At 62.3% G+C, this 12,175-nt stretch carries 6 protein-coding genes; 1 reads left to right on the forward strand and 5 read right to left on the reverse strand.

Going from position 1 to position 12,175, the window contains the following annotated elements:
* Positions 1–132: 132 nt before the first annotated feature.
* The 3 genes from AC515T_RS15305 to AC515T_RS15315 form a co-directional block, all read right to left on the reverse strand.
* Positions 133–2,061, reverse strand: coding sequence for a hybrid sensor histidine kinase/response regulator (locus AC515T_RS15305; protein ID WP_496528985.1), 1,929 nt, complete (start codon positions 2,059–2,061; stop codon positions 133–135).
* Positions 2,062–2,227: 166 nt separating this feature from the next.
* Positions 2,228–4,558 (reverse strand): ATP-dependent DNA helicase, encoded by a 2,331-nt coding sequence (locus tag AC515T_RS15310; protein ID WP_496528986.1) that lies wholly within the window; start codon positions 4,556–4,558, stop codon positions 2,228–2,230.
* Positions 4,555–6,315 carry a VRR-NUC domain-containing protein gene (locus AC515T_RS15315; RefSeq protein WP_496528987.1) on the reverse strand — a complete coding sequence of 587 codons (1,761 nt, stop codon included), beginning with the start codon at positions 6,313–6,315 and terminating at the stop codon, positions 4,555–4,557. The genes AC515T_RS15310 and AC515T_RS15315 overlap by 4 nt, the downstream gene beginning before the upstream one ends.
* Positions 6,316–6,537: 222 nt before the next feature.
* Between AC515T_RS15315 and AC515T_RS15320 the strand changes: the two genes are divergently transcribed.
* On the forward strand, positions 6,538–6,762 hold the full coding sequence (locus AC515T_RS15320; RefSeq protein WP_496528988.1) for a YgdI/YgdR family lipoprotein: 225 nt from the start codon (positions 6,538–6,540) through the stop codon (positions 6,760–6,762).
* 256 nt (positions 6,763–7,018) lie between these two features.
* Here AC515T_RS15320 and AC515T_RS15325 read toward each other — a convergent pair whose 3' ends face one another.
* Positions 7,019–8,872: a polyurethane esterase gene (locus AC515T_RS15325; RefSeq protein ID WP_496528989.1), complete on the reverse strand. Its 1,854-nt coding sequence runs from the start codon at positions 8,870–8,872 to the stop codon at positions 7,019–7,021.
* 110 nt (positions 8,873–8,982) lie between these two features.
* Positions 8,983–12,075 carry an autotransporter domain-containing protein gene (locus AC515T_RS15330; protein WP_496528990.1) on the reverse strand — a complete coding sequence of 1,031 codons (3,093 nt, stop codon included), beginning with the start codon at positions 12,073–12,075 and terminating at the stop codon, positions 8,983–8,985.
* Between the last annotated feature and the right edge of the window lie 100 nt (positions 12,076–12,175).

Below are 12,175 nucleotides of genomic sequence, written 5' to 3' on the forward strand. Positions count from 1 at the left end.
CCCGTTGGGGCGCGAAGCGGCCCCATCGTACCGACGCCTCGGTGTATCAGGCGATCCAGGGGGCTGCTGCGCAGCCCAGGGAGGATAAATCCCCTCGCCACAGGGGAGCTGTATTCAACCTGGGATCCGTATCTATTTCATCGTCTGCCCAATGATCTGCATCAGGTCAATCTGCTTGAACGGTTTGATCAGCCGAGGCAGTTGTGTGGCGAAACCTTCCAGGCGTTCGGCATAACCGGTGGCCAGGATGATCGGCAGGGTCGGGTCGCGGTAGCGCAACAATTTAGCCAACTGCGCGCCGTCCATCTGCGGCATGGCCATGTCGGTGATCACCAGGTCGATGTCCGGGTTGCGCTCATATAACTCCAGTGCCTGAGCCCCCGATGGCGCGCAAAGGACTCGGTGCCCCAGGTCTTCGATCAGCAAGCGCGTGCTGGTCAGCACCAGGCTGTCATCGTCGACCACCAATACTTTCAACTCGTGGACCGGCGGCGCGGCTTCCTCGATCGCCGCTTTGCCAGGTGCCGGATCGTCAGCCACCGGTAGCCACAATTCGGCGGTGGTGCCGAAGCCTTTTTGGCTTTTGAGCGTCAGGCGGCCACCCAGTTGTTCCGCCAGGCCATGCACCATGGACAGCCCCAGGCCCGTGCCCTTGCCGACGCCCTTGGTGGTGAAGAACGGGTCCACGGCCGAGGCCAACGTGACGTCGTCCATGCCCTCGCCTTCATCGGTAATCGTCAGGCAAATGTAGCGTCCTGGGGCCATCGACTTGTCCGCCCCGGCATCAGTCCCTTGCCGCTCATCGGCGGCAATGATGATCTGGCCGCCATGGGGCATGGCGTCCCGGGCATTGGTCGCCAGGTTGAGAATCGCCAGTTCCAGTTGGTTGACATCGGCCAGCACCGGCGACAGCGCCTCGGCGAAACGGGTCTGGATGTGTATCGACGGGCCCAGGGAGCTTTGCAGCAGACCACTGATGCCCTGTATCAAGGCCGACAGCTCGACCGACTCATAGGTCAGTTTCTGCCGGCGGGCGAACGCCAGCATGCGCTGAGTCAGCGAAACCCCGCGTAGCGCGCCCTGGGTCGCGTTATCCAGCAACTGAGTGAGTTTCGGCTCGTTGGGCATGCGCTTACGCACGATTTCCAGGTTGCCAAGGATGACCGTCAGCAGGTTATTGAAATCATGGGCGATGCCGCCGGTGAGCTGGCCGATGGCTTGCAGTTTCTGCGATTGGAACAGCGCCTCACGGGCCTGCTCAAGGGCCTGCTGGGCCTGGGTGGCATCGGTGATGTCGCGAGTGATCTTGGCAAAGCCCAACAGCGTGCCGGTATCGCTGCGAATCGCATCGATGACCACATGGGCCATGAAGCGCGTGCCATCCTTGCGCATGCGCCAGCCCTTTTTCTCGAAACGCCCTTCGCTGGCAGCGATGCTCAACGCGCGCTGCGGCTCGCCGGCATCGCGATCCTCGGGGGTGTAGAACATCGAGAAATGCCGGCCAATGGCTTCCAAGGGAAGGTAACCCTTGATCCGTTGCGCCCCCAGGTTCCAGTTCGTGACCTGACCTTGCGGGTCGAGCATGTAGATGGCGTAATCGGTGACGCTTTGCACCAGCAGGCGAAACTGCTGCTCGCTTTGCTTGAGAGTTTCCTCGGCCATCTTGCGGTCGGTCAGGTCGCGGGTGATCTTGGCGAAGCCGAGCAAGGTGCCGCTCTGGCTGTCGATGATCGGATCGATCACCACATGGGACCAGAACAACGTGCCGTCCTTGCGCACCCGCCAGCCCTCGCCTTCGAAACGCCCCTCATGCAGGGCTGTGTCCAGCGCCCGTTGCGGCAGACCGGCGGCGCGGTCCTGATCGGTGTAGAAACGGGAAAAATGCTGGCCGAGGATCTCGGACTCCTCATAACCCTTGAAACGCCTGGCACCGGAGTTCCAACTGGTGATGATGCCTGACGGGTCGGTCATGTAGATGGCGTAGTCGACCACCGCGTCGATGAGCAGGCGAAAGCGCTGCTCCTCGTTGATGAGTGGGGTCTTGGGGTCATTCTCAAGCATCTGGCCGGGGCATCCGTGTGGATTTTTTGCGGAGTATGGAACAAGTCTGGTGTCAGGAAAAATGATTGAGCGAATCAGCAAGTCTCCAGACTGCTCACGACTCAAGTCCTACTCAATTCCCCTGTGGGAGCGAGCTTGCTCACGATAGCAGTGTTTCAGCCAGCCTTCATGTCACTGACAGACCGCTATCGCGAACAAGCTCGCTCCCACAGGTGGCGGAGTGTGTTTCCTGAGTGACAGACCACCAGCGCGGCAATAAGTGCTGCACCCTGGCCTCGCCAAACCGATCATCGATCAGCATCACCACCCCGCGATCCTGCTGGGTGCGAATGACGCGGCCAGCCGCCTGCACAACTTTTTGCAGCCCGGGGTACAGGTAGGTGTAGTCATAGCCATCGCCAAAGATCGCCGCCATGCGTTGTTTCATCTGCTCATTGACCGGGTTGAACTGCGCCAGCCCCAAGGTGGCGATGAAGGCGCCGATCAGGCGAGAGCCCGGCAAATCGATACCCTCACCAAAGGCTCCGCCCAGCACCGCAAAGCCAATACCTTGGCTGTGCTCCATGAACCGTTCGAGAAACGCCTGCCGAGGGCCTTCGCCCATGCCCCGTGATTGCGTCCAGAGGGCAATCTGCGGGTACCGCTCGGCAAACAGCCCGGCCACTTGTTGCAAGTAATCGAAACTGCTGAAAAAGGCCAGGTAGTTGCCCGGGCGCTCGCTGAACTGGCGGGCCATCAACGTGACGATCGGCTCCAGGGACGCCTGGCGATGGGCAAAGCGGGTAGAAATGCGGCTGACAACCTGTACGTCCAACTGCTCGGCCTTGAACGGCGATTCGACATCGATCCACACCGTATTGCCCGGCGTTCCCAGCAAATCCGCGTAGTAATGCCGAGGGCTCAGGGTTGCCGAAAACAGCACGGTGCTGCGGGCCGCCGTCAGCCTGGGCCGCAGGAATGCGGCCGGCACCACGTTGCGCAGGCACAGCGTCGACAGGCTGCGCTGGCGGCCGAGCTCGCGCTTGTGGATGTCGAACAGAAAGTGCTCGTCGAAGGTTTCCGCCACCCGGCCAAACTGCAAGGCGTCGAAGTAGAACGCCTGCAAGCCGCTGTCCAGGCCCTGGGGGTGATCGTTGAGGTAATCGCCAATGGCGGTGGTACAGGTGGCCAAGGCCTGGAGCAGCTTTTCCGGCAGTTTTTCATAGGCCTGATAGGCCGCCAATTGGGGCGTGTGCAAGGCGTTCCACTGGCGACTGACCCGCTCCAGGGATTTCTTAAGCGGTTCGGGGGCAGTTTTGCGCACGCTGCTCAACGTGGCCTGGTCCAGGGTCGCGCTGTACATCTGCCGTCCGCGCTCCACCAGGTTATGGGCCTCGTCCACCAGGGTCGCGACGGTCCAACCATTGGCCTGGGCCAGGCCAAAGAGCAAGGCGCTGAAGTCGAAGTAATAGTTGTAGTCGGCCACCACTACGTCGACCCAACGGGCCATTTCCTGGCTGAGGTAATACGGGCACACCTCATGGGCCAGGGCAATTTCGCGCAACGCCGCCTGATCGAGCAAGGTGACCCGGCTCGCCGCCGCCCGGGCACCCGGCAGGCGGTCATAGAAACCTCGGGCCAGCGGGCAGGATTCGCCATGGCAGGCGTTGTCCGGGTGTTCGCAGGCCTTGTCCCGAGCGATCATTTCCAGCACCCGCAACGGCATCGACGGCGCGCTGGCGGTGATCACGCGCGCCGCGTCGAGGGCCAGCTTGCGCCCTGGGGTTTTCGCCGTGAGGAAGTACACCTTGTCCAGTTGCTGCGGCGCCAGGGCCTTGAGCATCGGGAACAAGGTGCCGACGGTCTTGCCGATGCCGGTGGGCGCCTGGGCCATCAGGCAGCGGCCGGTAGTGACCGCCTTGAACACCGACTCGGCCAAGTGCCGTTGCCCGGGCCTGAAACCCGCATGGGGAAATACCAGCGCCTGGGCGCCAAGGTTACGCGCCTGGCGATGGGCCATTTCCTGCTCGGCCCAGGCCAGGAACAGTACGCATTGTGCTTCGAAGAAGGCTTGCAGCTGCGCCGCCTCGAAGCGTTGGGTGAGGCAGGTTTCCTTTTCGCTGACGATGTCGAAATACACCAGGGCCACGTCGATGTGCGGCAGTTGCAGCTTGTGGCACATCAGCCAGCCATAGATCTTCGCCTGGGCCCAATGCAACTGGCGATGGTTGGCCGGCTGTTTGCTCAGGTCGCCCCGGTAGGTCTTCACTTCTTCAAGGCACTGGCGGACCGGGTCGTAGCCGTCGGCCCGGCCTTTGACGGTCAATGTTTGGTAGTAACCTTCGAGGGCCACTTCAGCCTGATAACCCTCGTTGCGCCGCGAGGCCACGGTGCGATGGCCGGCGATACCTTCCAGGGCTGTCGGCGAGGGTGTGAAGCGCAGGTCCAGGTCGCCCACTTTGGCGGTGAACTCACACAGCGCTCGTACGGCGATGCTGTAACTCGGTGCCGGGTTCATGGACCTCCATCGCGAGCAAGCTCGCTCCCACAGGGGACCTGGGATGGTTGCTCACATCCATGGGTGTTCTGCGGTAATTCGGCCTCTGTGGGAGCGAGTTTGCTCGCGATGGGGGACGCTGCCCATTGCACATAACAAACGGCGACGGGCATCTGGTGCTCGTGACAGAACTCCAGCCAGCGCAGTTGATTGTCTTGCAGGCGATCACCGGGGCCTTTGACTTCGATCATGCGGTAGGTCTTGTGCTGCGGCCAGAACTGGATCAGGTCCGGCATGCCGGCGCGGTTGGCCTTGATGTCCAGCAGCAGGCGCTGGAACCAGTGCTTGAGGTGCTCGGCCGGCAGGCAGTCGAGGGCCTGTTCCAGCAAGGGCTCGGACAACGCCCCCCAGAACACGAAAGGTGATTGCACGCCCCACTTTTCGGCGTAACGACGACCGATGGTCTGCCGATAGCGACCATCGTCCAACTCCGCCAGGCAGGCTGCGAACAATTCGACGCGACGGGCATGGAAGTCCTCATTGAGCAGGTCGACCGGCCCGCGCTGGAACGGGTGGAAAAACGCGCCCGGCAACGGCGCGAAGATCGCCGGCCAGCACAGCAGGCCGAACAGTGAATTGATCAGGCTGTTCTCGACGTAATGCACCGGTGCGGTTTCGTCGTGCAGGTGGGCCTGGACGTGGTATTCCACCGACAAGGCCGGATCGACACGAGGCAGGTGCAGTTCCAGGCGCTCCACTTCCCGAGGCATGCCCCGTGGCACCCGCGGGCCGCCCAACTTGCGCCGCAGGCGAGGCACGATCCGAAGCAAGGCCTGGGTTTCGGCGGCACTTTGCGGTGCCTGCGCCGCCGCCTCGCCCAGTTCAAGGGCCAGGGCGTACTCGCCGATTCGCTCCAGTACCCGGACCCTCCGCAGCCGCGCGCCCGGATAGGTGCAATCGCGATAGATGCACAAGGCCAAGGCGAAATCACCGATGCGCTCGCCGTGCTGACCGATCTGGAACAACAACTTGCCCCGGCGTCGTTCCAGCCACGGATTGTCCAGGGACAGTTGGTTGACCTGGGCGACAATTTCTTCCACGGGCTCGCCGGCTTCGAAGCGCTGCTGGCAGTCGTGCAGGAACACGCAGGCATCGACGTCTTCGCGACTGCGCAAGCCCCGTGACTCGGCGCTGAACTCAACGGTTTCGTAGGTGAAGATACCCAGGTCCGCCAGGACGAATTCCGACCAATCCTGGTAGAGGTTGCCGAAGAACATCAAGCGCAGCCTGTCACACAGATGCATGATCGTCAGGCTGTACAGGCGGTCGTCAAGCTGCGGGCACCAGGCACGAAAAGGCTGAGGCGGGCTGGGGTGATCACCCAGGGTTTGGAGCCATTCGGTCTTCTTCGCCTTGGGGTGTTCGATCAGGTGACCCAGGCACAGAAGGATTTCCGCCTTGAGCAGCACTTCGAACAGTTCAACGAGCCCGATCGGGGCTTGTTCCTCGATCCATCCCAGCGCCAATAGCGGCGCGACGGCGGCGCCAATGTCGCCGATTTCCGGGTAACTCAGCTTGCTATGACGAAACCGCAACCCCTTGCGCATCACCATCCGCACCAGCAAGGCCTGGGAGGCACGGGGCAGCATTGCGAAATCGTCAATGAAGCGCTGTTCTTCGCCGCTGAGCACATCGGCATAACGCCGGGTCAACCAGGCGAGCACTTGCTGGAAGTTGTTCAGGTAGTAAAACGGATCGTCGAGAGAACGGGCTGCCACGGGAAGAAACGCCAAGGGTATCGGGGTACTGGTTATGCATACAGATAACAGCTGTAAACCGCTCAGGCAACCGCAAAAGATGAACGGTCCCTTATATTTAAGGTGAAATCCTTCAGCTAGCGATGAACTTTCCTACGGCAAGCGAGACCAATGGCGGTTAGCTAATGTGATGGCGCGGTCGAATCAGTTGCTCCGTGTCCTTTTGATTGAGAGGTTATGGTTATGAACATCAGGTTTCTGGGCCTGCCCCTGGTTGCCATGGCATTTATGGCACTGGCTGGCTGTGCATCGCCCACGGTAGTGACCTTGCAAAACGGTACCCAATATTTGACCAAGGACACCCCTAACACCCGCACGGCCGACGGTTTCTACGAGTTCGAGGATATTTCCGGCAGGAAAGTCCGGGTCCGCGCCGATGATGTGGCGACCATTCGCAAGGAAGACTGATTTCCTGTGATTCGCCTGGAGGCCGCCATCGCGAGCAAGCTCGCTCCCACAAAGGGCCGGTGGTGAACACAAATCCTGCACACCCCCGAAATCCCCTGTGGGAACGAACTTGCTCACGATAGCGGTGGCTCAGTCAAAGTGCTGCAGGATGTGCCAATCGCGAGCAGGCTCGCTCCCACAAAGGTTCGGTGGTGAACACAAATACTGCGTACACCCGAAATCCCCTGTGGGAGCGAGCTTGCTCGCGATAGCGATCTCAGGCGAACACAATCCCGTCGCCGCCAACCTGCCCGATACCAACCCCCACCAGGGTCACGGAACTGTCGCCGACCTTGAGCAGTGTGTCATTGCCCACTTGTGACAGGTACTCGCTGTAGTCATGACCCGCCCCGGCACCGGGTACGCCGAGGAACACCAGTTTGTCCCCTGCCCCATAACCGCTGATCCGGTCCTGTCCGAACGCGCCGTTGAAAAGGAAGGTGTCGCTGCCACCGCCCGCTTGCATCTGGTCGTTGCCCGCGCCGCCGATGAAGGTGTCGTTACCCACGCCGCCCACCAGCACATCGTTGCCGTCGTGGCCGAACAGCCAGTCCCCCTTCGCCCCCGCCACCAGGGTGTCGTCGGCCGCGCTGCCCTTGACCGAAGACGCATACGCGGTCAGGTTACCGCCAGCCACCAGGCCATTGGTGGTGACGCTGTGGCTCACCTCATTCTTGAGCAGCCCCCAGAATAATCCGGGCTCTTTACTGACCAAGGTACCGATGTCGCGGGTGATGCTGATCGCGCCATGGGCATCGCGCATGTACAGCGTCCCGGCCCCGTCATGGGCAAAGCTGAAATCCTTCACCGACTGCTGCAGTTGCAGGCTGTTGCTCCCCTGCCCGCCCAGTATCACGTTGTAGCCACCGCCATCGCGAAAGGTGTCGTTGCCGGCGCGGCCTTCCAGGTAGTCGTTGCCCTGGCCGCCCTGGATCAGGTCATTGCTGTCGCTGCCGATGATGAACGTGCTACCGGTGTGGGTTTCGGCGTTGCGGTTGAGGTCCTGCACCCAGGTATTGGCGCGCGCGGGGTCTGACAGGTTGGCGACGATAACGGTGGAGTCTTTTTCGGTGAGGTCGTAAAACGCCGAGCTCATGATCCGGCCCATGCCATCGCTGTAGCCGCTGGGCAGGTGGGAAATCCAGGTGGGGATGTTGAGGATGGAGAACGGCAACACGTTCCATGCCGCCGAAGCGTAGTGGTCGTTGAAGCTGACGATGTTGTTGGTGGCCGACTCCTGTTGCCCATCATGCACCCCCAACGACGCGAGGTTGAACGTCGAACCGTCCAGGACGCGGAACACCGGATCGTTCTCGTAACCGATATTCAAGACTTTATCGGTACTGCTCTGGGTTGGCGAAGCGTAGGCGATGTAGTTGGCATCGGCGTAGAACCCCGACCATTGGCTGGTGCTCAAGTCCGCCAGGCTGTTGACCGCCAGCCCACCCAGGCTGTGACCGCTGACCAGCACATCCGCGCCGGTCAGGCCATGGGCCTGGGCAAACTTGGCGACGTCTGCGAGCAGATTGCCGAAGGCTTCGCCCGCGTAGTTTCTGGCGTAATCCTTCGGTCCGAAGGCCGCCAGTAAATCGCTGATCGCATCGCCTATGGAGTCAACGATCAAGTTCTCTCTTGGGCCGCTGGTGCCACGAAACGACACACCGATTTCCGTCAGATGCCCATCGGCGTCGTACTTGCCAAGGATTTCCGCCTGCGCCGTGGTGTAGCCGGCCTTCTCGCCGAAGAACGTCCCCCGTCCATCGACCTTGCCGGTGTAGCCCAGTTGCGAGGCGCTGATGGGCGTCCAACCAGCCTTCTGCACCGCTTCCAAGGCGAGCTTTTCCGAATCGGGGTTCCACGGCACGCCGGGGATCACCCCTTGGGAATCCGTGCCGCCGAACAGCGCGGTGACCAGGGTCGCCGGCAATCCGGCGCCGAAACCGTTGTGCTGGTACCCGGCGGCAAAGCCGTTGTCGAGATTGTGATAGGAATACAGCATGATTGCCATCGCATCGCTGACCAATGCTTTGGATTCAGTGCTGCCGAAGTTCTTGTAGTCGTAGATACCCATGGTTGTTGCTCTCTTTTTGTTGTTGGAATGCTAGAACCGGGTGGTACAGCTTTTGTGGCGAGGGCGCTTGCTCCCTCGCCACAGGGGCGTGTCCAGCCCCTTCTTCATGCTCAGAATTGCCAATCCAGGGTCAGGCCCACGCCATGGGTTTTATCCCGGGAGCCGAGCAGGCCGTTGTAGTCCAGGTTGACCCGCACATCCTTGGCGACCGCGAGCCCGGCCCGGGCGCCGACCACGGCGGCATTGCGGTCCATCGACACGCTCTGCACCGCGAAGGTGTTGCTGCTGCCGGCGAAGGCCAGGTCCTGTTCGGACGTGGTATGGCTCAGGTTGTGCTGCCAGCCGAGGGAACCGGACAGCTGCAATTGCTGTTGTTCCGACAGCGCCAGGGTGTGGTTGGCCCGCACGCCCAGGGTCGAGAGCACGGCATCGCGACGGTCGTCACTCCCGTGCAGGGCGGCGTTGTCGCCTTTCTCATGGAAGCTGTCGCTGTCCAGGTGCACATAGGCCAGGTTGGCGAACGGTTCCAGGGCCACCGGTTGCACGTCGAGGCGATACGCCGCTTCGGTGAAAAACTGAGTGGTCCGGGCATCGCGCTTGGTTTTCTCCCGGCCACTGACGTCGCCCCATTGCAGGTCACGCTTGACGTCGATGCGATGCCAGCTATGGGCGCCGCCAACGGTCAGGCGCAGCGCGTCGATCTCATGCCCCAGATAGACACCCAGGTGATAGCTGTCGGCCTTGGCCGAAGAATGGGTGCCGTCACCCATGCTCAAGGAACTGTCGCTGTAACCGGTGACGAAGCCCAGGCGCGTCTGCTCGCTGATCAGGCCGTCGACACCGGCCAGCAGCCCGCCGATGGAGCTGGTCGTACTGGCGTGATCATCTCCACCCTCGTTCTTGCCCCAAGCGCCCAGCACCTTGAACCAGGCATTGCTGTTGGCATCGGTCGGCGTACCGGCGTCGTAGAGTGCATCCTGGCGCAGGCGATCACCCACGGCGTCGCGCAATTGACGGCTGTCATTGATCAGCAACGTGCCGATGGCCGGATGGATTTCACCGGACAACTGCTGGAACGCCTGTTGTGCCACAGCGGCGCTGGGTGCCAGCAACAAGGCCTCGTACAACCCGTTGCCTGCGCCCAATTGCTCGGCGGCAGTGGCCACGGAACGCTGGTTGGGTGTCAAGCCGAGGCTGGCGAATGACGCATCGTTACGCTCGACCGCCAGTTGAATGCCACTGGCGCTGTACGCCAGGTCGCCCCCCAGAAACGCGTAGTTGGGCAACACTTGCGCGAAGCGCCCATCAATGCCCCCGGCGGCCTGCAGGATGTTGAACTGCCTGCCCAGCAAGCTTTTCACTTCGCCGGCCGTGAGCAGCGTCGGGCTGTTCTCCAGGGACAGCGACACCGTCGCCCCATCAATGGACGCCTTGCCGCCCGCCACAATCAGGTCGCTGGCGGTGGGCGAGACTTCCACCGCGTAGTTCGAGCCGGATTGGAACGTCACGTCACCGGCCACTTGCAAGGTGCCGATGGAGTTGCCCGGCGCCACGCTGCCGCCACGGCTGGCGGTCAGGCTGGCGATGCGCCCGTTGCCGCCGAGGATGCCACCATCGTTGACGGTAACGGCCGACGCCAGGGAGCCATTGATCGCCAGTCGCCCTTGATTGATCAGGGTCGGTCCGCTGTAGGTGTTTTCGCCAGTGAGCACCAGGGTGCCGATGCCTTCCTTGGTCAGCCCGCCGTGACCGGCGATGTCGTTGCGCCAGACGTCCAGCCCACATTGGATACCGCTGCACACCCGTTCCGTGGGTTTGCCGGCATCGATGATCGCGCCGATACCCGGCAGGTCCGCCACGAACTGACCGGAGCCGTAGGCGCCCTCGATGCGAAATTCCGTGGGAATGTCCTGCTCGGTCACCAGCATCGACGGGCCGTCGATGGCCTTGCCGAGGTTGATCATGCCCCAGCCGTACAACGAATCGACGCCCGGCGTGCCCATGTCGGTGGCGGTGGTGCGCAGCACGCTGGCGACCTGGGCGCCGGTCATGTAAGGGAAGCGCTCCATTAACACCGCCACGCTGCCGGCGACATGGGGCGCGGCCATGGACGTGCCACTCTTGTTGGCGTAGCCCACGGTCAGGTCGTCGGCACTGGTTCCGCCGATCACGGCACTGTAGACCCGGGTGCCCGGTGCCGACACGCAGAAACTGGCGGTGTAGCCGCAGCGCGATGAAAAGGTACTGATCGTGTAGGGGTCGGGGCTAGCCGTATCGGGATTGACCTGCAGCGCCGCCACGGTGAGCCAGTTTGGCGCGATGTCCGGGACGAAATACGCCAGGCCCGCGATGGCGTCGGGGTTATTGAGGTTGTAGTCGTTGCCAGCGGCGAAGATCGTCACGATCCCGCTGCGGGCCGCGGCGATGGCCCCCTCGTAGGCGCCGCCGGGCTTGGTGCCCAACAGGGGTTTGATCTGATCGAATTGCAGTTGCGCATCCTGCACCGTGAAGTGCGGGAACGCCGGGTCGCGACCGCCCTGGTCGAAGCGATCGGTGATGCCGATGCCCCAGCTGTTGTTGATGATTCGTGCACCGCTGGCGATCAACGCGTCCCAGCCCGCCTTGTACACCGCGCCATCGTTGCCCCGGATGATCCCGTCCTCGGGCCCCGGGTCGCCGTTGTCGGCACTGATGATCTGCGCCCCGAACGCCACGCCGTGCATCGGGCTGCCATCGCGACTGCCGGCGGCGACCCCACCGACATGGGTGCCATGGGAACCCAGCTTGCCGTCCGAGCCGACGGTGGGTGAGCCGTCGTAGCGGAACGGATCACCGGCTTTCACCGGGATGTAAGGGTCGGTGTATTCACGAATGCCGCTGGTGACCAAGGTCACGACTTTGCCGGTGCCGGAGAACTCAGGGTGGGGCGCGTAGACCGGCTGGTCGAAGATCCCCAGCTTGACGCCCTTGCCGGTGTAACCGGCGGCGTAGGCCTGCTGCGCGTTGATCGCTCCCAGCCCCCATTCGGCGTTGAATTCGCTGCTGCGCCAGCTGTCCGGGTCACCCGCCCTGCCGCTCTCGACATAAGGCGCCGCCTGGGCCGTGCCCAAGGTCGCCAGTGCGCAAAGCACGGCGTGGTTGAGGGTCTTGAGCAGAAACAGGCGACCTGTCTGCCTGGGTTGTTTTTTGCTATCGATTTTCATCACGAACCATCCTTAGTTGTTGCAAAAATCCTGTGGTTTGCGCGGCCTGATGGGGCTTGCCCACCTCCGTGGTTGGCCTTGGCTTTTGTGGTTTGTCCTG

The organism is Pseudomonas sp. FSO-7, from assembly GCF_059579345.1.

Excerpts from the sequence above, each read along its gene's own strand:
- AC515T_RS15330 (WP_496528990.1), bottom strand. The coding sequence starts at position 12,075 with ATGAAAATCGATAGCAAAAAACAACCCAGGCAGACAGGTCGCCTGTTT.
- AC515T_RS15320 (WP_496528988.1), top strand. The coding sequence starts at position 6,538 with ATGAACATCAGGTTTCTGGGCCTGCCCCTGGTTGCCATGGCATTTATG.
- AC515T_RS15305 (WP_496528985.1), bottom strand. The coding sequence starts at position 2,061 with ATGCTTGAGAATGACCCCAAGACCCCACTCATCAACGAGGAGCAGCGC.
- AC515T_RS15310 (WP_496528986.1), bottom strand. The coding sequence starts at position 4,558 with ATGAACCCGGCACCGAGTTACAGCATCGCCGTACGAGCGCTGTGTGAG.
- AC515T_RS15325 (WP_496528989.1), bottom strand. The coding sequence starts at position 8,872 with ATGGGTATCTACGACTACAAGAACTTCGGCAGCACTGAATCCAAAGCA.